This is a genomic window from Pseudomonas oryzihabitans (genome assembly GCF_032027545.1).
In the GTDB taxonomy this organism is placed as follows: Bacteria; Pseudomonadota; Gammaproteobacteria; order Pseudomonadales; family Pseudomonadaceae; genus Chryseomonas; species Chryseomonas oryzihabitans_F.
The window spans coordinates 82,508-104,583 of record NZ_JAVSJB010000009.1 but is presented as its reverse complement, the minus strand read 5'-3'; the positions used below and the strand labels follow the sequence as shown (position 1 = coordinate 104,583).

The following is a 22,076-nucleotide window of genomic DNA, read 5'->3' as shown; positions in this document are numbered from 1 at the left end:
CGCAGGTCAGGGACGGGTACCCAGGCCCATGGCCTGGCGGGCGAAGGCACTCTTGGCCGGCGGGCACAGCTCCAGGCCCACCAGGCCCAGGTTGCGTCCGGCACTGAGCCAGGGCCGGCTGTTGGAAAACAGCCGGGTGATGCGATCGGAAAAGCCGATGGTCAGCTGCTGGTCCAGGCGCTGTCGCTGCAGGTAATCCTGCAGGGTGGCGAAATCGCCAGGCGCCGCAGTGCTTTCCAACAGGCACTCGGCCAGGCTGTCGACATCGCGCAAGGACAGGTTGAAGCCCTGGCCGGCGATGGGGTGCAGGCTGTGGGCGGCATTGCCCAGCACCACCAGGTGCGGGCGGACCTGTTCGTTGGCTTCCAGCAGGGTCAGCGGATAGGCATGGCGGGTGCCGACCTGGGTGAAGCTGCCCAGGCGATAGCCCACCGCCTGTTGCAATTCGGCGAGAAAGACTGCGTCGGGCGCCTGTTGCAGCCGCAACGCCGCGGCATCCGGCTGGGTCCAGACCAGGGCACTGCGCTGGCCCGGCAGGGGCAGCAGCGCCAGGGGGCCATGGGGGGTGAAGCGCTCGAAGGCGCGACCGCCATGGCCGAGATTGGTGGAGACGTTGGCGATCAGCGCGGTCTGCTCATAGACCGTCCGCCGCACCTCGATACCCAAGGACTCGCGCAGCGCCGAACGTCCACCATCGGCCAGTACCGCCAGACCGCACTCCAGGATCGCGCCGTCGTCCAGCTCCAGGCGATAGCCGTCGGCAATGGGGGTGAGGCTGCGCACCTCGGCCGGGCAGCGCCAGTCCACTACCTCGCGATCCAGCGCCTGCCAGAGCACCTGGCCGATCCAGGCGTTTTCCACCACATAGCCCAGGGCCGGCAGGTTCTCGTCGCGGGCGAGCAGTTGGGTCACGCCGAAGCGGCCCTGATCGGAGACCTGGATCTCGCCGATCGCCTCGGCATGTTCGGTCAGGGCGGCCCAGACGCCCAGGCGCTGGTAGATCAGCCGCGAGCCGTAGGACAGCGCCGAAGAGCGGGCATCGTAGCTCGGCTGGTAGGTGTCGCCGGGCGCGAAGGGCTCCACCAACAGGATGCGCCAGCCACGCGACTTGGCGCCGGCCTGCAGGGCCAGAGCCAGGCTGGCGCCCACCAGGCCGCCGCCGATGATGGCGATATCAGGACGTTGCATCAGCCTTCTCCCGACGGCCACGGGCGGCCGCCATCAAATCCTCGATCTCCGCGGCCGCCTTGGGCAGGCCGACGGTCAGCACCTCGCAACCGCTGCGCGTCACCAGCACCTCGTCCTCGATGCGGATGCCCAGGCCTCGCCATTTGCGCGGCACCCGGGCGTCCGGCGGGATATAGAGACCGGGCTCCACGGTCAGCACCATGCCCGGCTCCAGCATCCGCCACTGCTCGCCGATGCGGTACTCGCCCACGTCATGGACATCCAGCCCCAGCCAATGACCGGCGCGGTGCATGTAGAAATCGCGACAGGCACCCGCCTCGATCAGCGCGTCCAGCTCGCCCTTGAGCAGGCCCAGGCGCAATAGCCCCTCGGTGATCACCCTGACCGTGGCCTCGTGGGGTTCGTTCCAGTGCCGGCCGGGCGCCACGCAGGCGATGGCGGCCTGGTTGGCCGCCAGCACGATGTCGTACAGCTGGCGCTGCTCGGGCGAGAAGCGGCCATTGACCGGAAAGGTGCGGGTCACGTCGCTGGCGTAGCACTCCAGTTCGCAGCCGGCATCGATCAGCACTAGGTCGCCGTCGCGCAGGGGCGCATCGTTGGCCTGGTAGTGCATGACGCAGGCATTGGCGCCCGCCGCGACGATGGAACCGTAGGCCGCCATCCGCGCCCCGCCCTGGCGGAAGCAGTAGTCCAGCTCCGCCTCCAGGTGGTACTCGCGCAGCCCTGGTCGGCAGGCCTGCATGGCGCGCACGTGGGCGGCACAGGTCAGCTCGGCGGCGGCCTTGAGCAGGCGCACCTCGGCGGCCGACTTGTACAGCCGGCTGTCGTGCAGCAGGGTATCCAGCGCCAGGAGTTCCCGTGGCGGCGAGGCGCCCTGGTCGGCCTTGGCGCGGATCAGTTCGATCCAGTTGAGCAGTTGCCGCTCGAATTCCGGATGGGCGCCCATGGCGTAATAGACCCGCTCCCGGCCTTCCAGGAGACCGGGCAGGATGTCGTCCAGATCGCCGATGGGAAAGGCATCGTCCGCGCCATAGAGGGCCAGCGCCCCGTCCTGACCAGCGCGCGGACCCTCCCAGCGCTCCAGCTCGGCATCCCGCTCGCGGCAGAACAGCAGATATTCGCCGTGGGCACGGCCGGGAATCAGCACGGCCAGGGCCTCGGGCTCGGGAAAGCCGGTGAGGTACTGGAAATCGCTGTCCTGGCGATAGGGCTGTTCGATGTCGCGATTGCGCAGGCACACCGGTGCGGAGGGTAGCAGGGCAATGCCGCCGCTGCCGATCTCGGCCATCAAGGCACGCCGGCGGCGGGCGAATTCAGCCTTGGGAATCCGCGGCATGGCCGCTCAGTGCACCACGGGCGCGGGCTCGGGGATGGGGCCGCGACCGTATTCCCCATAGAGCAGCAGCGGCGCCACGCGCAGGTATTCGGTGACTTCCATGAAGTCGTTCTCGCCCTCTTCGCCTTCTTCAGCAGGGTCTTGGATCTGGGCGATGGCGGCGAGATCCTCGAGTACCTCGCGGGCTTCGCCGGAGACCTCGCCGGTGCGCCCGGACAGGCCGAAACCGGCCAGGAAGCCCTGGCACCACTGGCCCAAGGCGGCAGTGCGCTCGGCCAGGGGCGCCTCGTCCGGCGGCAGCAGCAGCACCAGGGCCACCTGCTGGCCGGCGAACTCCTGCTGCACCATGCCCAGCAGCCCCGACAGCGCGGCCTGCAGGCGTTCGCCCGGGGCACCGCCGAGCAGCTCGCTGGCCGCGGCCAGCCAGTCGTTCTCGTCGAAGCCCGCGCCGCCACACACCCGCCCGAGCAGATGACCGTGGAGTTCCGCGGGCGAGACCGGCAGGGCGGCCTCGGCGAGCAGGGTGGCGAAGGCGGCGTAGGCGGATGCTGAGCTGGACATGGCGTCGAGAGAAGGCGCTGGCTAGAATGAAGCCTTATCCTACGCGCTGACCCCGCCGGCGGCCAATCTCGTTGCACCCTTCTGGAGCTGTAACCCCCATGCGCGAGCCTCGCGACACGCCCCTCGACGCCGACCTGGACGCCCTCGGTGACCGTGTGGAGCGTCTGCTCCGGCGCCTGGAAGAGCTCCAGCAGCAGAACCGACAGCTGCGCTACAACGAGCGCCATTGGCGCCAGGAGCGCGCCGAGCTGATCGAGAAGAACGAATTGGCCAGATCGAAGGTCGAAGCGATGATTTTACGCCTGAAAGCCTTGGAGCAGGACTCATGAGCAGCGAGACCGTGACCGTCCAGATTCTGGAAAAGGAATATCGCATCAGTTGCCCCGCCGACGAGCGTGCCAACCTGGAAAGCACCGCCCGTTACCTGGACGGCAAGATGCGCGAGATCCGCGCCAGCGGCAAGGTCATCGGCGCCGACCGCGTGGCCGTGATGGCCGCCCTGAACATCACCCACGAACTGCTGCACCGCCACGACGACGTCAGCCTCGAGGTGAGCAGCACCCGCGAGCGCGTGCGTGACCTGCTGGATCGCGTCGACCGCGCCCTGATCACCGAACACGACACCACTGCCTGACGACCGACCGGAGATAGACGGGGGGTTTGCATCCCGACTCAGGGGCGTATACTGAAGGTCACTCTCTGGTGTGTGCGCCAGTCGGTCATGTCCCCGAGCCGATAAGCAACACCCCGGGGGTTGCTCGTAAGGCTGGTGTGCATGTCCGCTACGGCGGAAAGCCTAAAGGCCTACGACTTCTCCCACCTTGAACCAAGGGTTCAAGGGCTACACCGGCAGCGGCATTCCGGAGAGCTCATTTCTTCCATGATCACCCCCTCCCCCGATCTCACTCGGCCCGCGTTGCGCAAGCTACTACGCCAGCGCCGTCGTGCCCTTACGCCCGTCCAGCAACGCCAAGCCGCCCGCCACCTCTATCGACAGCTCGCCCAGCACCCGCTGTTTCGACGCGCCCGGCATATCGCGTTCTACCTGCCCAGCGATGGCGAGATCGATCCGCGTCCGCTGCTCGAAGAAGCCCAGCGCCGCGGCAAGGCCACCTATCTGCCGGTGCTCTCCCGCTGGCCGCGCACGGCGATGATCTTCCAGCGTGTCGGTCACGGCGAATCCTGGGTGCGCAATAGATTCGGCATCGCCGAGCCGCGCCCGGACCGCCGCCTGGGTCGACCGAGCTGGGCCCTGGATCTCATTCTGATGCCGCTGGTGGGCTTCGACCCCCAGGGCGGACGCCTGGGCATGGGCAAGGGCTTCTACGATCGCAACCTGGCCTATCTGGCGCGTCGGCAACGGTGGCGCAGTCCGTGCCTGATCGGCTGCGCCCACGACTGCCAGAAGGTCGAGCGGCTGGCACTGGCGGCCTGGGACGTGCCCATGGCAGCGGTGGTCAGCGATGGCGGCTGGTATGGCCAGCGCGGAGAGGTCTAGCGCGCCGGCGGCGTTTCGCTGGCGTAACGGACGTACTGCTGCTGGCTCTGGCGCTGTTCCCAGAAACTCTGGGTATAGCCCGTGGTGACGACGCCAAGCGTGAAGATCAGGACCAGTACCCACAACAGATCAGGTTTGCGTTTCATCGAGCTGGGCCACCCCCTTGCTGGCACCTTGGGCAGGACAGGACGTCGCCCTGTTATGCTCAGCGCGTACGGTCAGACTTCATCCAGAATGGGCGGCATTCTGCGACAAGCGGTCGCCCCTTGCAATCGACCACCCCCCTTCCAGGAAGCTCCCGGGCTTCCATTCGTCAGGAGACGAACTGTGGCCTTCTGGCTGTTGAAATCCGAGCCCGATGAGTTTTCACTGCAAGACCTGCAGCGCCTGGGCGAAGGGCGCTGGGACGGCGTGCGCAACTACCAAGCCCGCAACTTCCTGCGCGCCATGGCGCCCGACGACCTGTTCCTCTTCCATCACTCGAGTTGCGCCGAACCGGGGATCGCCGGCATTGGTCGCATCGTCGGCGACGCCTTCGCCGATCCCACCGCGCTGGACCCCCAGAGCCCCTATCACGCGCCCAAGGCCAGTGCCGACAACAATCCCTGGACGGCGCGCCAGGTCGCCTTCGTCGAAGCCTTTCCGCAGGTGCTGACCCTGTCGCACCTGCGGGAGCTGCCGGCGCTCGCCGACTTCGCCCTGCTGCGCAAGGGCAACCGACTCTCAGTGATGCCGGTCAGCCCGACCGAGTGGACGGCGATCGTCGCCGCGTCCCGCGGCTGAGGGAGCGGCTCAGAGCCTGTTCACGATCTCGCGAGCTAGAGCCAAACAAGGCGAAAATGGCTGAGGAAGCGGAGTTTACGAGTGGTAAATGAGCATTCCGACGGGGCTGGCCTTCCAGGCCATTTTCAACGCCGTTTGGCCGACGCGCAGCAGATCGTGAGCGGGCTCTCAGGGCTGGATGATCAGGTTGTTGAACAGCAGGTCCTCCACCAGCGGCTTGCCCTCTTCCTGGGTGAGCACGCTCTGCACCTGCTTGAGCGCCTCCTGGCGCAGTTTCTCGCGGGCTTCCACGCCGGCCAGGGTCTCGTCGGTCTGCTGGGCGAAGAGCATCACCAGCTGATTACGGATCAGCGGCTCGTGGAACTCCACCCTATCCTTGGCTTCCTTGCCGGTCATCATCAGGGCGATGTCGGCCTTGTAGTACTTGAGCTTGGGACCGCTGCCATAGTTGCCGACCAGCGCCGGGGTCAGGTTGTAGAATTCGGTCTTGGGGGCCTCCCCTTCCTTCTTCTCTTCGTTCGCCCAGGCACTGAAGGCCAGGCAGAAGGACAGCAAAACGGCAGCGACGGCTTTCACGGCGAATCCTCTGGAGGTGAATGGCTGCAGCATAGCCAGCGGGACTCAAGGGGTCACCTCGAACCTGAGGGTTCCGATCACCTGGCCGACGTCCGTCACCACTTGCACCTGCCAACGGCCGGTCACGTCGCCGGGGAAGTTCTGCTTGTGGGTCCAGGCGCGATAACCGGCCTCGCGTCCGCCACTGATGTCCAGGGGAATGCGGTCCACTTCCTGGCCGGCGTGGCGCCAGACGTGGTAGATGCGCTCATTGAGGCCGCGCGGGGCGTTGATCGAGGTGAAGGCATAGAGCCCCTGGCTGCGCAGCTGGGCGGCGCTGAGACTCTTCACCGCCTCGCCCGGCTCACGCTTGAGGCTGTCGAAGTCGGTGCTCATGCCCATGTCGGTCAGCCAAAGGGTCGCCGGCGGCACCCAGGCGCGACCGATCCAGCCGACGCCGCCGATGGCCAGGCACAGCGCCAGCAGGCCCAGCCAGCGCCAGCCCAGGCGCACCCGGAAGGCCACCGCCAGACTGGGAAAGGACAGCAGCACCGCGACGCCCAGGGCCAGCTCGTAGCTCTGGGTGGTGGTCAGGTGCAGGATGATCGGCAGCGCGGTGAGCAGCACCGCGAACAGCGTCAGGGTGTGATAGCTGAAGAACACCCAGCGCCGTGGCGCCAGCGCCTTGTAGTACAGCGGATCGATGATGGACACCAGCGCCGCCGCGCCGAGCAGCCCGGTGAACAAGGCCTGGCCGCTGTTCCAGGCGGTGGTGATGGCGAAGAACGGCAGGCAGAAGAACAGGCTTTCCTGGTGGATCAGCTGGGTGGCGTAGCGCAGCAACGGTGGCGGCAACTCCCAGCCGAAACGCCGGCTCACCCAGCCGCGCAGCACGTTCTCCAGCATCAACCAGACCCAGCTGGCCAGCATCACCACCGCCATCACCGGGGCGAAGCCCTTCTGCCGATCCACCAGCAGGAAGCTGCAGATCCCCGAGATGAAACCGGCCAGGGCGATCAGCCGCGGATAGCGCTCGAAGAGGGCGATGACCAGGGTCACGGCACGGGAGGACAGGACTTTCCAGGCAGGCATGGGGACTCGCGAAAAACGACGGCGGCAACAGGCGCCACCCTAGGCGCGCAACCCGCGCAGATCAAGAGGCGAAGCCCTCGCTCCGGGCACCACAGGGCGGAAAAGTCTTTCCTCGCTGTCACACCATTGTAATATTCGAAAACGAACCTGGAATGTTCGATTTCGATTAATACCTATAACAATACCGAGGCTCCCATGCTTGGAATCTTCGCCCCGGCAGCTCATCGCCCGCCGCTGCCCGCCGATCGCATCGACCCCCTCTACCGCCGCCTGCGCTGGCAGATCTTCGCCGGGATCTTCATCGGCTACGCCGGCTACTATCTGTTGCGCAAGAACTTCTCCCTGGCCATGCCCTATCTGGTGGAGCAGGGCTACAGCCGTGGCGAGCTGGGCGTCGCCCTCTCCGCGGTGGCCATCGCCTACGGCCTGTCCAAGTTCCTCATGGGTCTGGTCTCGGACCGCTCCAACCCGCGCTACTTCCTGCCCGCCGGCCTGGTGCTGTCGGCGCTGGTGATGCTGCTGTTCGGATTCGCGCCCTGGGCCACCTCCAGCGTCAGCATCATGTTCGTCCTGCTGTTCCTCAACGGCTGGTTCCAGGGCATGGGCTGGCCGCCCAGTGGTCGGACCATGGTCCACTGGTGGTCGCAGAAGGAGCGGGGTGGCGTGGTCTCGCTGTGGAACGTCGCCCACAATGTCGGCGGCGGCCTCATCGGCCCGCTGTTCCTGCTTGGCCTGTTCCTGTTCGACAAGGACTGGCATTCGGCCTTCTACGTGCCGGCGGTGGTCGCCCTGGTGGTGGCGGTCTTCGCCTTCGTCACCATGAGGGATACCCCGCAGTCCTGCGGCCTGCCGTCGGTGGAACACTGGAAGCAGGATTTCCCCGAGGGCTACAGCGAAGGCCACGAGCGTGAATTCTCCGCCAAGGAGATCTTCGTCGAGTACGTGCTGAAGAATCGCCTGCTCTGGTACATCGCCTTCGCCAACGTCTTCGTCTATCTGCTGCGCTACGGCGTGCTGGACTGGGCGCCCACCTACCTGAAGGAAGCCAAGCACTTCTCGGTGGACAAGACCTCCTGGGCCTACTTCTTCTACGAATGGGCCGGCATCCCCGGCACCCTGCTCTGCGGCTGGCTCTCGGACAAGCTGTTCCGTGGCAACCGCGGCGCCACCGGCGTGGTGTTCATGCTCGGCGTACTGGTCGCCACCCTGGTCTACTGGCTTAATCCGGAGGGCAATCCCGGTATCGACCTGGCGGCCCTGGTGTCCATCGGCTTCCTGATCTACGGCCCGGTGATGCTGATCGGCCTGCAGGCCCTGGAGCTGGTGCCGAAGAAAGCCGCCGGCACCGCCGCGGGCTTCACCGGCCTGTTCGGCTACCTCGGCGGCTCGGTAGCGGCCAACGCCCTGGTGGGCTACACCGTGGATCTCTTCGGCTGGGACGGCGGCTTCATGCTGCTGGTGGGCTCCTGCGTGCTGGCCATCGTCTTCCTGGCGCTGACCCTGAGACATACCGGGATGGTGGCCAAGACGGCGCGTTGACGGCGATCTCGTAGCGTGGATGACGGCGTAGCCTCATCCACCATGGACATCGTGGAAAACGCTGCGCGGTTTTCCACCCTACTACTTTCCAACCAATCGCGGCCATGGGCCGCTCCTACAGCGGCGGCTATTTCTGTAGGAGCGGCCCATGGCCGCGATAGGACCCTTGCCTCGACGGGATGATCGGCCGCGCCGCGATCCGACTCAGCCCCGTGGCGCGTAGGCGAAGACGTCAGCGCGCATCTGGTGGGCGTCCATGCCCGCGTCCACCAGGGCGTCCAGGGTGGCATAGACCATCGCCGGCGAACCGCTGGCATAGACATGCAGGCCGCTCAGGTCGGCAAAATCCGCCCGCACCACCTCGTGCAGCAGCCCACAGCGCCCTGCCCAGCCACAGGCATCGCTCACCACCCGATTCAGGGTGAGATGGGGCAGCATCGCCCATTCGTCCCAGGCCTCGATGGCATAGAAGTCGTCCGGTGTGCGCACGCCCCAGTAGAGGTGTACCGGATGAGCGAAGCCACGGGTGCGGGCGTCTTCGATCAGGCTGTGCATCTGCGCCATGCCGGTGCCGGCGGCGATGAGCACCAGCGGACCGTCGGGCAATTCGGCCAGGTGGGCATCGCCATAGGGCAGCTCCACCTGGGCCATACGCTCGCGCTCCAGCTGGGCCAGCAACGCCTGGCTGCTGGCTTCCCGGGCCAACACATGGAGTTCCAGCTCGCGCCCCTGGTGAGGCGCCGAGGCCAAGGAGAAGGCCGACTGCTTGCCCTCGTCGCGATTGATCAGCAGGTACTGGCCGGCGTGGTAGCGCGGCGGCCGACCCGCCGGGGCCCGCAGGCGCACGCGGCGTACGTCGCCCCCCACGTCATCCAGCGCCACCACCTGGCAGGCCAGCTTGCGTACCGGCAGTTCACCGGGCGCCAGCACCCCGTCCCATTGCAGCAGGCAGTTGCTGAGCGGCACGGCGATACAGACATAGATCTCGCCGTGATCCGCGGTCTGCCCGCGCTGGTCGACCTGGCCTTCCACCAACAGCGCCGCGCAGAGTTGGCAGTTGCCATTGCGGCAGCTGTGCGGACCGCTATAGCCAAGGCGCTGCGCGGCGGCCAGGATTGCCTCTCCGGGCTGGGTTTCCAGTACCGCACCCGAGGGCTGCAGGGTGACCTTCATCGTCGTCTCCGTTAATCGATCCCGAGACTGGACCACATCTCGTCCACCCGTTTGACCACGGCTTCGTCCTTGACGATCGCCCGTCCCCATTCCCGCGTGGTTTCGCCTGGCCACTTGTGGGTGGCGTCCAGGCCCATCTTCGAGCCCAGGCCGGAGATCGGCGAAGCGAAGTCGAGGTAGTCGATGGGGGTGTTGTCGATCATCACGGTATCGCGCTTGGGGTCCATGCGCGTGGTAACCGCCCAGATGACGTCATTCCAGTCGCGGGCATTGATATCGTCGTCGGTGACGATGACGAACTTGGTGTACATGAACTGGCGCAGGAACGACCAGACGCCCAGCATCACCCGCTTGGCGTGGCCGGGATACTGTTTCTTGATGGTCACCACCGCCATGCGGTAGGAGCAGCCTTCCGGCGGCAGGTAGAAGTCGACGATCTCCGGAAACTGCTTTTGCAGGATGGGCACGAAGACTTCATTGAGCGCCACGCCGAGGATGGCCGGCTCGTCCGGCGGCCGGCCGGTGTAGGTGCTGTGGTAGATGGGATCGCGGCGGCGGGTGATGCGCTCCACGGTAAAGACCGGGAAGGTATCGACCTCGTTGTAGTAGCCGGTATGGTCGCCATAGGGACCTTCCGGCGCCGTTTCGCCCGGATGGATGACGCCTTCCAGCACGATCTCGGCACTGGCCGGTACCTGCAGGTCGTTGCCCACGCACTTGATCAGTTCACTGCGACTGCCGCGCAAGAGGCCGGCGAAGGCGTATTCGGACAGGGTGTCGGGTACCGGGGTGACCGCGCCGAGAATGGTGGCCGGATCGGCGCCCAGGGCCACGGCCACCGGATAGGGCTGGCCGGGATGCTTCTGGCACCACTCGCGGAAATCCAGCGCGCCGCCTCTATGGCTCAGCCAGCGCATGATCAGCTTGTTGCGACCGATCACCTGCTGGCGATAGATGCCGAGGTTCTGGCGTTCCTTGTTGGGGCCGCGGGTGACCGTCAGGCCCCAGGTGATCAGCGGCGCCACGTCGCCCGGCCAGCAATGCTGGATCGGCAACTTGCCCAGATCGACCGCCTCGCCCTCCTCGATCACCTCCTGGCAGGGCGCATCCTTGAGCACCTTGGGCGCCATGCTGATGACCTTCTTGTAGATCGGCAGCTTCGACCAGGCGTCCTTCAGGCCCTTGGGCGGCTCGGGCTCCTTGAGGAAGGCCAAGAGCTTGCCGATCTCGCGCAGGGCGCCGACGTCCTCGGCACCCATGCCCAGGGCCACGCGCTGGGGCGTACCGAAGAGGTTGCCCAGCACGGGCATGGAGAAGCCCACGGGATTCTCGAACAGCAGCGCCGGGCCTTGCTTGCGCAGGGTCCGGTCGCAGATTTCGGTCATCTCGAGGATCGGCGAGACCGGGGCGGTCACGCGCTTCAATTCACCACGCTGCTCCAGGCTGCGGATGAAGTCACGCAGATCTCGGTATTGCATGCGGCCTCTTGGCGCTGGGGAAAGTCTGGCAGTCTATCGCCTCCCTCGCGGATCGAGAAAGCTAAGAGCGGCAAACAGAACTACTGCGCGTCCGCCAGACGGGCGCGTGCAGTGCTCGGAATCCTCATGTACCACTCGTACACTCGTGCGCGAGCCCGGTGCGGTTCCTGCGCGCCGCGCGCACCCGCCTGACAACCGCTCGCTACGTTTTGTTGGCCGCGCTTGGCGCCAGAAACGCGAAAGGCCGGGAAATCCCGGCCTTTCGTCAGCGACTTCGCCTTATTTGGCGCGCCTCATCGAGTCGAAGAACTCGTTGTTGGTCTTGGTCTGGCGCAACTTGTCGAGCAGGAATTCGATGGCAGCGATCTCATCCATCGGATGCAGGATCTTGCGCAGGATCCACATGCGCGACAGCTCTTCCTCGTCGGTGAGCAGCTCTTCGCGGCGGGTGCCGGACTTGTTGATGTTGATCGCCGGGAAGACGCGCTTCTCGGCGATCCGGCGCTCCAGGGGCAGCTCCATGTTGCCGGTGCCCTTGAACTCCTCGTAGATCACCTCGTCCATCTTCGAGCCGGTTTCCACCAGCGCGGTGGCGATGATGGTCAGGCTGCCGCCCTCCTCGATGTTCCGCGCGGCACCGAAGAAGCGCTTGGGCTTCTCCAGGGCATGGGCGTCGACACCACCGGTGAGCACCTTGCCGGAGCTGGGGATCACGGTGTTGTAGGCACGCGCCAGACGGGTGATGGAGTCCAGCAGGATGACCACGTCCTTCTTGTGCTCGACCAGGCGCTTGGCCTTCTCGATCACCATGTCGGCGACCTGCACGTGGCGGGTCGGCGGCTCGTCGAAGGTGGAGGCCACCACTTCACCGCGCACGGTACGCTGCATCTCGGTCACTTCCTCGGGGCGCTCGTCGATGAGCAGCACGATGAGGTAGCACTCGGGATTGTTGCGGGTGATGTTGGCCGCGATGTTCTGCAGCATGATGGTCTTGCCCGCCTTGGGCGGCGCGACGATCAGACCGCGCTGACCCTTGCCGATGGGGGCACAGAGGTCGATGACCCGACCGGTGAGGTCTTCGGTGGAGCCGTTGCCGGCTTCCATGGTCAGGCGCTTGTTGGGGAACAGGGGCGTGAGGTTCTCGAACAGTACCTTGTTCTTGGCGTTTTCCGGACGGTCGAAGTTGATGGTGTCGACCTTGAGCAGCGCGAAGTAGCGCTCGCCCTCTTTCGGCGGACGAATCTTGCCGATGATGGTGTCGCCGGTACGCAGGTTGAAGCGGCGGATCTGGCTGGGAGAGACATAGATGTCGTCGGGGCCGGCCAGGTAGGAGGAGTCGGCGCTACGCAGGAAGCCGAAGCCGTCCTGCAGGATCTCCAGCACGCCATCCCCGGAAATCTCGTCGCCGCCTTTCGAGTGTTTCTTCAACAGCGCGAAGATGATGTCCTGCTTGCGGGACCGGGCCATGTTTTCCAAGCCCGCGGCATCCGCCATTTCCAACAGTTCCGTGATGGGCTTTTGCTTGAGTTCGGTCAGATTCATAGACGTATGTTGACGTGAGAAGAGGCGAAGGAGGGATTCGAGCTGAGCGGCCGGATGCGAGAGTAGCTTCGCGGGATGCGTTCTGAAGAGGAGAACTGACGGCTACAGCAGATGAGAAGACGACCCGCTGATGGGGGCGTGGGCTGGAATCTAGCACCTGCATGGGTGCGCGTCCAGCCGTTCGGACAGAAAAAAGCCCCGCATGGCGGGGCTTTCGGCTGATTCCTAGACGTTGGCGTCGAGGAAGGCGGCCAGTTGCGACTTGGACAAGGCACCGACCTTGGTGGCTTCGACCGCGCCGTTCTTGAACAGCATCAGGGTCGGGATGCCACGCACGCCGTACTTGGGCGGGGTGTCCTGGTTTTCGTCGATGTTCAGTTTGCAGACCTTGAGTTTGCCTTGGTAGTCCTTGGCGATTTCGTCCAGGACCGGGGCGATCATCTTGCACGGACCGCACCATTCGGCCCAGTAGTCGACCAGCACGGGGCTCTCGGACTTCAGCACGTCCTGCTCGAAGCTGGCGTCGCTGACGTTGGTGATGTATTCGCTCATTGACTCTCTCCGAATTCGGGTGCGACTTCATGAAGTGCGGCCATGATAGCCCTGCCGTGGCCACTTCGAAAGCGTTCGAACATTGATGGTGGCTATGACCAGTATTGATATTAGACAGCGGGCACCGGGAACGGGGTTCCGCTGCGCAGGGCCGCGTTGCGGATATGTTCACGCATGGCCTTCTGTGCCGCCGCCGGGGATCGTCGCGCCAGGGCGCGTACGATACGGCGGTGTTCCTGCCAGGTTTCCAGCGCTCGCTCCGGACGGACGAAGGGCAGTTTCTGGCTTTCGTGGAAGCGCTCGGGACTGGTGGTGATCACCGCCAGCATGGCCGGGTTGTCCGCCGCCAGCAGCAACTGGCGGTGGAAGTCGAAGTCCAGGGCGGCAGCCTGCTCCAGCTCATTGGCCTTCAAGGCACGGTGCAGGGCGTCGAGATTGTCCTCCAGCCGATCCAGGTCGGCGGGACTCAGGGTCACGGCGGCCAGGCCGGCGGCGAAGCCTTCCAGGGCGAAGCGCAGCTGGAAGACATGGGCCGCCGTCACCTCGCCGGCGAAGGGCCAGAGCCCATCCGCGGCCTGCGTCGTCTCCTGCACATAGACCCCGCGCCCGGGCTGCACGCTGACCAGTCCCAGGGCGCTCAGGGTGGACAGCGCCTCGCGTAGGGAGGCGCGACTGACGCCCAGCCGCTCGGCCAGCTCGCGCTGCGCCGGTAGTGCGGCGCCGGGGGCATAGCCTTCGGTCTCGATCAGCCGGCGAATGGCCTCGACGGCATATTGGGGTACGGCACGGGTCGCAGCGAGGGGCATGGCGTGGTCAGGCCAGTCAGTCCGGAAGCTCGCCTTTTATGCCCAATTTCCGCCGACTTCAAGTGCGGCCCCATGGCGGAGCACGCCGCGGCAGCCGCGCACCAAAGCGGCTCACACAGGCAGGCAACGCCGGCGCAGGAGCCCAGCAACTGTTCAGACCAGTAAGACCAATCGCCCGTATCGGCGGCCTTTGTGCCCACCCAAGGGGTGGCTGGCACATGAAATGCACTGAGCAGGGCCATCCATCCCATTTCCGGAGTCTCGTCATGCTCAAGCGCTGGACCGCCCTCTCCCTGCTCGCCCTGGGCCTGACCGCCCTGCACGCCCCCGTCCAGGCCGACCAGTTGGCCGACATCCAGCAACGCGGCACGGTGCGCATCGCCGTACCCCAGGACTTCCCGCCCTTCGGCACCGTCGGCCCCGACCTCAAGCCCCGCGGCCTGGACATCGACACCGCCCAACTGGTCGCCGACAAACTCGGCGTGAAGCTGGCGCTGACGCCCGTCACCAGCACCAACCGCATTCCCTTCCTGACCACCGGCAAGGTGGACATGGTCATCTCCAGCCTGGGCAAGAATCCCGAGCGCGAGCAGGTCATCGATTTCACCAAGCCCTATGCGCCCTTCTTCCTCGGCGTGTTCGGCGCCAAGGGCAGCGCCCTGAGCAAGCCCGAAGAGCTGGCCGGCAAGACCATCGCCGTGACCCGTGGCGGCATCGAGGACATGGAACTGAGCAAGGTGGCGCCCAAGGACGCGGTGATCAAGAGATTCGAGGACAACAACGCCACCATCGCCGCCTATCTCGCCGGCCAGACCGAGTTCATCGCCAGCGGCAGCTCGGTGATGGCCTCCATCGCCGAGAAGAAGCCCGAGCGCGCACCGGAAATGAAGATCACCCTGAAGAATTCGCCCAACTACATCGGTCTCGCCAAGAACGAGCCGGCGCTCAAGGCCAAGCTGGACGGCATCCTCGACGCCGCCCGCGCCGACGGCACCCTGGATCGCCAGGCCGAGAAGTGGCTGGGCCAACCCCTGCCGAAGGACATGTAAGGCATGGCCTATCAGTTCGACTTCCAGCCGGTACTGCAGCAGGGTGACCTGCTGCTCAAGGGCGCCCTGTTCACGCTGGAGCTGACCGCCATCGGTGCGGTGCTGGGCATCGCCCTGGGCACCCTTGGCGCAGTCTGCCGCGCCTGGCGGCTCAAGCCCTTCGACCGGCTGTTCGGCATCTACGTCGAGCTGATCCGCAACACGCCCTTCCTGATCCAGCTGTTCTTCATCTTCTTCGGCCTGCCGTCGCTGGGCGTGCACATCAGCGAATGGCAGGCCGCGGTACTGGCCATGGTGATCAACCTGGGCGCCTACTCCACGGAGATCATCCGCGCCGGCATCCAGGCCGTGCCCAAGGGCCAACTGGAGGCCGCTGCGGCGCTGGCCATGACTCGCGCCGAAACCTTTCGCCACGTGATCCTCAGGCCCGCCCTGGCCAAGGTCTGGCCGGCGCTGTCGAGCCAGGTGGTGATCGTGATGCTGGGCTCGGCGGTCTGCTCGCAGATCTCCACCGAGGAATTGACCTTCGCCGCCAACTTCATCCAGTCGCGCAACTTCCGCGCCTTCGAGACCTACCTGCTGACCACCCTGCTCTATCTGGTCATGGCCATCGGGGTGCGCCAACTGCTGCACTGGATCGGTCGGCGCTTCATCCAGGGAGGCCGCTGATGGACTTCACCCTCTGGGATATCGTCCGCAACCTGGGTACCGGGCTGTACTGGACCTTCATCCTGTCGCTGGCGGCCTTCGCCGGCGGCGGGCTGGCCGGGCTGCTGGTGCTCTGGGCGCGGCTCTCGCCGTTGCAGGCGCCCCGACTGCTGGCCAAGCTGCACATCGAGCTGTTCCAGGGCACGCCACTGCTGATGCAGCTGTTCCTGGTGTTCTTCGGCGTCTCGCTGCTGGGCCTGGAGATTCCCGCCTGGCTGGCCGCCGGGATCGCCCTGACGCTGTTCACCAGCGCCTATCTGGCCGAAATCTGGCGCGGCTGCGTCGAGGCCATCCCCCACGGCCAGTGGGAAGCCTCGGAAAGCCTGGCCATGACGCGCTTCGAGCAGCTGCGCCACGTCATCCTGCCCCAGGCGCTGCGCATCGCCGTGGCGCCCACCGTGGGCTTCTCGGTGCAGGTGGTCAAGGGCACCGCGGTGACCTCGATCATCGGCTTCACCGAGCTGACCAAGATCGGCGGCATGCTGGCCAACGCCACCTACCAGCCCTTCACCGTCTACGGTCTAGCCGCCCTGGGCTATTTCATCCTCTGCTATCCGCTGTCACTGGCCGCTCGCTGGCTGGAAAGGAGACTGCATGCCGCTGCTTAGAGTGACCGCCCTGCACAAACACTATGGCAATCACCATGTGCTCAAGGGTATCGACCTGACCGTCGAAGAAGGCCAGGTGGTGGCCATCATCGGCAAGAGCGGCTCGGGCAAGAGCACCCTGCTGCGCACCCTGAACGGCCTGGAGTCGATCAACGACGGCGTCATCGAGGTGGATGGCGAGTACCTGGACGCAGCGCGGGTCAATCTGCGTTCGCTGCGGCAGAAGGTCGGCATGGTCTTCCAGCAGTTCAATCTCTTCCCGCACCTCACCGTGGGCGAGAACGTGATGCTGGCGCCCCAGGTGGTCAAGAAGACCAGCAAGGACGAGGCCCGTGCCCTGGCCCGGCAGATGCTCGAGCGGGTCGGCCTCGGCGAGAAGTTCGACAGCTATCCGGACCGCCTCTCCGGTGGCCAGCAGCAACGGGTGGCCATCGCCCGCGCCCTGGCCATGTCGCCCAAGGTGCTGCTGTGCGACGAGATCACCTCGGCACTCGACCCGGAACTGGTCAACGAGGTGCTGGCGGTGGTCAAGCAGCTGGCCAGCGAGGGCATGACGCTGATCATGGTCACCCACGAGATGAGATTCGCTCGCGAAGTGGGCGACAAGTTGGTGTTCATGCACCAGGGCAAGGTGCACGAAAGCGGTCATCCCCAGGAGTTGTTCGCGCGGCCGCAGACGCCGGAACTGGCCCAATTCATTGGCCAGGTGGCTTCCTGAGGCGAAAAACCCTATTTTTTCTGCCGGTTTGCGCAACCGTAACCGCTGTGCGCTTGAAGCCGTCACCGGCTAGCTGGCACGATGGCGCGGTTTATCGCCGAGAGCCTCACAGATGCAGCCTTCGCCAGCCGACCCCCATGAACTGATCGCCGCCATCGATCTGGGCTCGAACAGCTTCCATATCGTCCGGGCGCGCAATTCCCACGGGGAAATCCGCATCCTTGAGCGGTTGGGCGAGAAGATCCAGCTGGCCGCCGGCCTGGACGAGTCCCGACTGCTCAGCGAAGAAGCCATGCAGCGTGGCCTGGACTGCCTGCGCCGCTTCGCCCAGCTGATCGCCGGCATGCCGCGCGGCGCCGTGCGTGTGGTGGGCACCAACGCCCTGCGCGAGGCGCGCAACCGTGCCGAATTCATCCAGCGCGCCGAAGCCGTACTCGGCCATGCGGTCGAGGTCATCTCCGGTCGTGAAGAGGCTCGCCTCATCTACCTGGGCGTGTCCCACTCGATGCCCGACGTGCCCGGCCGCCGCCTGGTGACCGACATCGGCGGCGGCAGCACCGAATTCATCATCGGCCAGCGCTTCGAGACCCTGCAGCGCGAGAGCCTGCAGATGGGTTGCGTCAGCTACACCAAGAGGTTCTTCGCCGACGGCAAGATCACCGCGGCCCAGTACGCCCGCGCTTACACCGCCGCGCGCCTGGAATTGATGAACATCGATCAGGGCCTGCGCGAGATGGGCTGGCACCAGGCCCTGGGCGCCTCCGGCACCATTCGCGCGGTGGCCCTGGCGATCCAGGCCGCCGGTCGCGGGAACGGCGAGATCACCCCGGACGGTATCGAGTGGCTCAAGCGCAAGCTGCTCAAGCAGGGCGACATCAACCTGCTCAACATCGACGGCGTGAAGCCGGATCGCCGCGCCATCCTGCCGGGCGGCCTGGCCATCCTCGAAGCCCTGTTCAAGGCCCTCGAGCTCCAGGACATCCACCTGTCCGAAGGCGCCCTGCGCGAAGGGGTGCTCTACGACATGATCGGCCGGCATAGCCACGAGGACGTCCGCGAACGTACCCTCAAGGCCCTGGCCGAGCGCTACCACGTGGACCAGCGCCATGCCGAGCGGGTGGAAAAGCGTGCCCTGAAGTCCCTGGCACAGGTGGCCGAGGCCTGGGGCCTGACCGACGAGAACCACGCGGAACTGCTGCGCTGGGCCGCGCGCTTGCATGGGGTGGGCCTGGACATCGCCCACTACCAGTACCATAAGCACGGCGCCTATCTGATCGAACATTCGGACCTGCCCGGTTTCTCCCGCCGCGACCAGCAGGCCCTGGCCTTGCTGGTCCGCGGCCATCGCCGCAACATCCCCGTCGAGCGCCTGCAGGAACTCGGCCCGGAAGGCGAGCCGCTGCTGCGCCTGACGCTGCTGCTGCGCTTCGCCATCCTCTTTCACCACATCCGCCACAAGAGCATCCCGGACGTGCAGCTCAGCGCCGGCGAGCGCAGCCTGGACGTGCAATTCCCCGATGGCTGGCTGGAGGAGAATCCGCTGACCCAGGCCGATTTCGAACAGGAAGCCCAGTGGTTGGAGCGGGTGGGGTATCGGTTGAGTGTGCGCTGAGGGAGTTTTTCGTAGATTGGATTGAGCGGAGCGAAGCCCAACGGTGCAGGCCTCAGCTCTGTGCATTGAAGCCAACTCTGAACACTCGGACTTATGGGTGCCCAGGCTGTTTATCGAGCGTTCGGGGGTCTTCTGTTTCGCCCACCCGGGCGACTCACTTTTTTCAGTCGCGAAAAAGTAAGCAAAAACGCTTGCCCCACCATCCGGCCCTCCGCTGCGCTACGGCTCCGCTCACGCCAGCGCCGCTCCGGGGTCGGTCCACTCCACGACACTGGCGCTCGCCCCGCTGAAAGGGGCGATTCGCTAGCCTGAACGTGTTGATTGAAGAGCCCGTAGCGTGGACAACGGCGAAGCCTTGTCCACTGTTCAAGACTAAGCTCATTTATGGAAAACGCCACCACGACCTGACACCGCTGAATCGCGGCCATGGGCCGCTCCTACGGGTGTTCCCAGATCCGTAGGAGCGGCCCATGGCCGCGATAAAGACGTTGCTCCTACAAGGGCTGGGCTTCGGCGATTGAGGAATTGAGGAGCTGCCAGTGGAAAACGCTGCGCGGTTTTCCACGCTACGAATCGCTCTGGCTTTTCCTGTAAATACTACAGCCTCAGGCTTGCGCCCCGTCCCCGTCAGTGAGGCCGAGTGTAGGTGTCGCGCAGGGGGGTTGCGAGGCAGGACGCCGAGCAAGGCGCGAGGGGCAGGAGGCCCCTTCGTACCATGCCCCCGGAGCGGCACCGGAGCGAGGGAAACGTAGCGAAGCGGAGTAAGAGCCGCAGGCTGGCCCGAAGGGTGAGCGAAGCGAATCAGCCGGAGCGTAGCGGAGGGCCGAAACGTTGGGGTGCGCTTTCTTTTGCTTACTTTTCTTTGCGCAAACAAAGAAAAGTGAGTCGCCCGGGTCGGCGAAACAAGAAGTATCGGCAAAGCTCGATAAGTAGCTAAGGCACCCACAACACTCAAGGCGCAGAATTAAGCGCCCCGCATCGTTGGGCTTCGCTCCCGCTCAGCCCAACCTACGAAACCGACCATGGCCACAGCAGCATGGGCCCGAAACTCCCTCAGCGCGTATTCACCACCGGACTGGCCAACCGCTCCAGCAGCGTCGCCTGCACGCTACGGGCATTCTGGTTGCCGGTGGGCGACTGCCGCACGTAGCTGCCGTCCTCCTGCAGCACCCAGGCCTGGGTGTTGTCGGTGAGATAGCCTTCCAGCTCCTTCTTGACCCGGCTGATGAGCTTCTTGCCTTCCACCGGGAAACAGGTCTCGACGCGCATGTCGAGGTTGCGCTCCATCCAGTCGGCGCTGGAGAGATAGAGCTTCTCGTCGCCGCCGTTGAGGAAGTAGTAGATGCGGCTGTGCTCCAGGAAGCGACCGATGATGGAGCGCACCTGGATATTGTGGGACACGCCCGGTACACCCGGACGCAGGCAGCACATGCCGCGCACCACCAGGTCGATCTTCACCCCGGCCTGGCTGGCCTTGTAGAGGGCGCGGATGACCTTGGGATCGGTCAGACCATTGACCTTGGCCATGATCTGCGCCGGACGCCCCTCGCTGGCCGCCACCGCTTCGCGGTTGATCATCTCCAGCAGGTTCTTCTTCAGGGTGAAGGGGGCGTGCAGCAGCTTCTTCATGCGCAGGGTCTTGCCCATGCCGATCAACTGGTTGAACAGCTTGTGCACGTCCTCGGTAAGGGCCACGTCGGCGGTCAGCAGGCTGTAGTCGGTGTACAGTTTGGCATTGCCGGCGTGGTAGTTGCCGGTGCCCAGGTGGGCGTAGCGGCGCAGCTCGCCGTTCTCGCGGCGCAGGATGAGCATCATCTTGGCGTGGGTCTTGAAGCCCACCACGCCATAGATGACCACGGCGCCGGCCTGCTGCAGGCGGCTGGCCAGCTGCAGGTTGGATTCCTCGTCGAAACGCGCGCGCAATTCGATGACCGCGGTCACCTCCTTGCCGCTGCGCGCCGCGTCCACCAGGGCGTCGACGATCTCGGAGTTGGCGCCGCTGCGGTAGAGCGTCTGCTTGATGGCGAGGACATTGGGGTCCTTGGCCGCCTGGCGCATCAGGTCGATCACCGGGGTGAAGGACTCGAAGGGGTGCAGCAGCAGCACGTCGAGCTTGCCCAGCACGTTGAAGAGGTTGTCCTTCTTCTGCAACAGCTTGGGAATGGTCGGGGTGAAAGGAGCGTTCTGCAGCTCCGGGTGGCTGTCCAGCCCGGTGATGGAGAACAGCCGGGTCAGGTTGACCGGCCCGTTGACCTTGTACAGCTCGCTTTCGCCCAGATTGAACTGCTTGAGCAGGTAGTCGGTGAGGTGTTTCGGGCAGATGTCCACCACCTCGACGCGCACCGCATCGCCATAGCGCCGGGAGAACAGCTCGCCGCGCAGGGCACGGGCCAGGTCATCGACGTCCTCGGTGTCCACCGACAGGTCGGCGTTACGCGTCAGGCGGAACTGGAAGCAGCCCTTGACCTTCATGCCGGGGAAGAGATCGTCGGCGTGGGCATGGATCATCGAAGACAGGAAGACGTAGTTGTCGCCGGGCCCGGCGACCTCCTCCGGCACCCGGATGATCCGCGGCAACAGGCGCGGCGCCGGGATGATGGCGAGGCCCGAATCGCGGCCGAAGGCGTCCATGCCCTCCAGCTCGACGATGAAGTTGAGGCTCTTGTTCACCAGCAGCGGGAAGGGGTGGGTCGGATCCAGGCCGATGGGGGTGATGATGGGCGCGATCTCGTCGCGGAAGAACTTGCGCACCCAGGCCTTGATCTTGGTATCCCAGTAACGCCGCCGGATGAAGCGGACCTGCTGCTCGGCCAGGGCCGGCAGCAGGACGTCGTTGAGGATGGCGTACTGGCGCTCCACCTGGCCGTGGACGATGTCGCTGATCCGCGCCAGCGCTTGGTGCGGCAACAGGCCGTCGGCGCCGGCCTGCTCGCGGGCGAAGGCGATCTGCTTCTTGAGACCGGCGACGCGGATCTCGAAGAATTCGTCCAGGTTGCTGGAAAAGATCAGCAGGAACTTGAGCCGCTCGAGCAGCGGATAGGACTCGTCGAGGGCCTGCTCCAGCACCCGGATGTTGAACTGCAACTGCGACAGCTCGCGATGGATGTACAGGCTGCTGTCATCCACGTTGGCCGCTGGCACGGCGGGGGTAGCAGGCACCTCGGCCACCGGCGCCGGTACTTCGGCGTCCAGTCCCAGCGCCTCCTCCGGCGTCTCCAGGGACTCGGCGGTGACGGGCTGTTGCAGATCGGTTTCGACGAAACCCTGGCTACTCATTG

The 22,076-nt window shown here is 65.5% G+C and carries 22 protein-coding genes and 2 other RNA genes; 12 read left to right on the top strand and 12 right to left on the bottom strand.

Annotation, left to right across the window (positions count from 1 at the left end; translation table 11 throughout):
* Window positions 1-6: 6 nt before the first annotated feature.
* Genes ubiH through RND78_RS16655 form a run of 3 tightly spaced genes read right to left on the bottom strand, consistent with a single transcriptional unit; the run spans window position 7 to window position 3,085 of the window.
* The gene (gene ubiH, locus RND78_RS16665; RefSeq protein WP_312730380.1) at window positions 7-1,188 is read right to left on the bottom strand and encodes a 2-octaprenyl-6-methoxyphenyl hydroxylase; all 1,182 of its coding nucleotides are present in this window, start codon (window positions 1,186-1,188) and stop codon (window positions 7-9) included.
* Window positions 1,175-2,524, bottom strand: coding sequence for a Xaa-Pro aminopeptidase (pepP, locus tag RND78_RS16660; protein WP_312730379.1), 1,350 nt, complete (start codon window positions 2,522-2,524; stop codon window positions 1,175-1,177). Before pepP ends, ubiH begins: the two co-directional genes overlap by 14 nt.
* 6 nt (window positions 2,525-2,530) lie before the next feature.
* Window positions 2,531-3,085, bottom strand: coding sequence for a UPF0149 family protein (locus tag RND78_RS16655; protein ID WP_312730378.1), 555 nt, complete (start codon window positions 3,083-3,085; stop codon window positions 2,531-2,533).
* Between the two features lie 98 nt (window positions 3,086-3,183).
* Here RND78_RS16655 and RND78_RS16650 point away from each other — a divergent pair, with 98 nt between their 5' ends.
* The 4 genes from RND78_RS16650 (at window position 3,184) to RND78_RS16635 (ending at window position 4,583) form a co-directional block, all read left to right on the top strand.
* Window positions 3,184-3,414 (top strand): TIGR02449 family protein, encoded by a 231-nt coding sequence (locus RND78_RS16650; RefSeq protein ID WP_312730376.1) that lies wholly within the window; start codon window positions 3,184-3,186, stop codon window positions 3,412-3,414.
* On the top strand, window positions 3,411-3,719 hold the full coding sequence (locus RND78_RS16645; protein ID WP_059230529.1) for a cell division protein ZapA: 309 nt from the start codon (window positions 3,411-3,413) through the stop codon (window positions 3,717-3,719). Before RND78_RS16650 ends, RND78_RS16645 begins: the two co-directional genes overlap by 4 nt.
* A gap of 59 nt (window positions 3,720-3,778) precedes the next feature.
* Window positions 3,779-3,956, top strand: a non-coding RNA gene (gene ssrS, locus RND78_RS16640) — 6S RNA.
* Between the two features lie 9 nt (window positions 3,957-3,965).
* Window positions 3,966-4,583 (top strand): 5-formyltetrahydrofolate cyclo-ligase, encoded by a 618-nt coding sequence (locus RND78_RS16635; protein ID WP_409457064.1) that lies wholly within the window; start codon window positions 3,966-3,968, stop codon window positions 4,581-4,583.
* On the opposite strand, the gene RND78_RS16630 is transcribed toward RND78_RS16635, so the two are convergent.
* On the bottom strand, window positions 4,580-4,729 hold the full coding sequence (locus RND78_RS16630; protein ID WP_312730373.1) for a hypothetical protein: 150 nt from the start codon (window positions 4,727-4,729) through the stop codon (window positions 4,580-4,582). The two genes, RND78_RS16635 and RND78_RS16630, sit on opposite strands and share 4 nt — an antisense overlap.
* Before the next feature lie 181 nt (window positions 4,730-4,910).
* Between RND78_RS16630 and RND78_RS16625 the strand changes: the two genes are divergently transcribed.
* Complete coding sequence (locus RND78_RS16625) at window positions 4,911-5,366, top strand: EVE domain-containing protein (protein WP_312730371.1); 456 nt, start codon at window positions 4,911-4,913, stop codon at window positions 5,364-5,366.
* A gap of 168 nt (window positions 5,367-5,534) precedes the next feature.
* Here RND78_RS16625 and RND78_RS16620 read toward each other — a convergent pair whose 3' ends face one another.
* Entirely contained in the window at window positions 5,535-5,942 is a 408-nt protein-coding gene (locus RND78_RS16620; RefSeq protein WP_312730370.1) for a flagellar basal body-associated protein FliL, read from the bottom strand.
* A 45-nt stretch (window positions 5,943-5,987) separates the two neighbouring features.
* Complete coding sequence (locus RND78_RS16615) at window positions 5,988-7,013, bottom strand: DUF5924 family protein (protein WP_312730369.1); 1,026 nt, start codon at window positions 7,011-7,013, stop codon at window positions 5,988-5,990.
* Between the two features lie 195 nt (window positions 7,014-7,208).
* Here RND78_RS16615 and glpT point away from each other — a divergent pair, with 195 nt between their 5' ends.
* A complete protein-coding gene (glpT, locus tag RND78_RS16610) occupies window positions 7,209-8,552 on the top strand; it encodes a glycerol-3-phosphate transporter (protein WP_312730368.1) in 1,344 nt (447 codons plus the stop codon).
* 204 nt (window positions 8,553-8,756) lie between these two features.
* Here glpT and RND78_RS16605 read toward each other — a convergent pair whose 3' ends face one another.
* Window positions 8,757-9,725, bottom strand: coding sequence for a CDP-6-deoxy-delta-3,4-glucoseen reductase (locus tag RND78_RS16605; RefSeq protein WP_312730367.1), 969 nt, complete (start codon window positions 9,723-9,725; stop codon window positions 8,757-8,759).
* A gap of 11 nt (window positions 9,726-9,736) precedes the next feature.
* On the bottom strand, window positions 9,737-11,203 hold the full coding sequence (ubiD, locus tag RND78_RS16600; RefSeq protein ID WP_017639419.1) for a 4-hydroxy-3-polyprenylbenzoate decarboxylase: 1,467 nt from the start codon (window positions 11,201-11,203) through the stop codon (window positions 9,737-9,739).
* 126 nt (window positions 11,204-11,329) lie between these two features.
* Between ubiD and RND78_RS16595 the strand changes: the two genes are divergently transcribed.
* Window positions 11,330-11,421, top strand: a non-coding RNA gene (locus RND78_RS16595) — sX9 sRNA.
* A 61-nt stretch (window positions 11,422-11,482) separates the two neighbouring features.
* On the opposite strand, the gene rho is transcribed toward RND78_RS16595, so the two are convergent.
* The 3 genes from rho to RND78_RS16580 all read right to left on the bottom strand — a co-directional run bounded on the left by rho (window position 11,483) and on the right by RND78_RS16580 (window position 14,103).
* Window positions 11,483-12,745: a transcription termination factor Rho gene (gene rho / locus RND78_RS16590; protein ID WP_312730362.1), complete on the bottom strand. Its 1,263-nt coding sequence runs from the start codon at window positions 12,743-12,745 to the stop codon at window positions 11,483-11,485.
* A 225-nt stretch (window positions 12,746-12,970) separates the two neighbouring features.
* Window positions 12,971-13,297 carry a thioredoxin TrxA gene (gene trxA / locus RND78_RS16585; RefSeq protein WP_058760317.1) on the bottom strand — a complete coding sequence of 109 codons (327 nt, stop codon included), beginning with the start codon at window positions 13,295-13,297 and terminating at the stop codon, window positions 12,971-12,973.
* A 110-nt stretch (window positions 13,298-13,407) separates the two neighbouring features.
* A complete protein-coding gene (locus RND78_RS16580) occupies window positions 13,408-14,103 on the bottom strand; it encodes a FadR/GntR family transcriptional regulator (protein ID WP_312730361.1) in 696 nt (231 codons plus the stop codon).
* Between the two features lie 266 nt (window positions 14,104-14,369).
* On the opposite strand from RND78_RS16580, the gene RND78_RS16575 reads away from it, so the two are divergent.
* The 5 genes from RND78_RS16575 (at window position 14,370) to ppx (ending at window position 18,798) form a co-directional block, all read left to right on the top strand.
* On the top strand, window positions 14,370-15,152 hold the full coding sequence (locus RND78_RS16575; protein ID WP_312730360.1) for a transporter substrate-binding domain-containing protein: 783 nt from the start codon (window positions 14,370-14,372) through the stop codon (window positions 15,150-15,152).
* Window positions 15,153-15,155: 3 nt separating this feature from the next.
* Complete coding sequence (locus tag RND78_RS16570) at window positions 15,156-15,821, top strand: amino acid ABC transporter permease (protein WP_059230508.1); 666 nt, start codon at window positions 15,156-15,158, stop codon at window positions 15,819-15,821.
* Window positions 15,818-16,468 (top strand): amino acid ABC transporter permease, encoded by a 651-nt coding sequence (locus RND78_RS16565; RefSeq protein ID WP_312730517.1) that lies wholly within the window; start codon window positions 15,818-15,820, stop codon window positions 16,466-16,468. Before RND78_RS16570 ends, RND78_RS16565 begins: the two co-directional genes overlap by 4 nt.
* A complete protein-coding gene (locus RND78_RS16560) occupies window positions 16,455-17,186 on the top strand; it encodes an amino acid ABC transporter ATP-binding protein (RefSeq protein WP_059230506.1) in 732 nt (243 codons plus the stop codon). Before RND78_RS16565 ends, RND78_RS16560 begins: the two co-directional genes overlap by 14 nt.
* Before the next feature lie 112 nt (window positions 17,187-17,298).
* A complete protein-coding gene (gene ppx, locus RND78_RS16555; RefSeq protein WP_312730354.1) occupies window positions 17,299-18,798 on the top strand; it encodes an exopolyphosphatase in 1,500 nt (499 codons plus the stop codon).
* 1,053 nt (window positions 18,799-19,851) lie between these two features.
* On the opposite strand, the gene ppk1 is transcribed toward ppx, so the two are convergent.
* Entirely contained in the window at window positions 19,852-22,074 is a 2,223-nt protein-coding gene (gene ppk1, locus RND78_RS16550) for a polyphosphate kinase 1 (protein WP_312730351.1), read from the bottom strand.
* Between the last annotated feature and the right edge of the window lie 2 nt (window positions 22,075-22,076).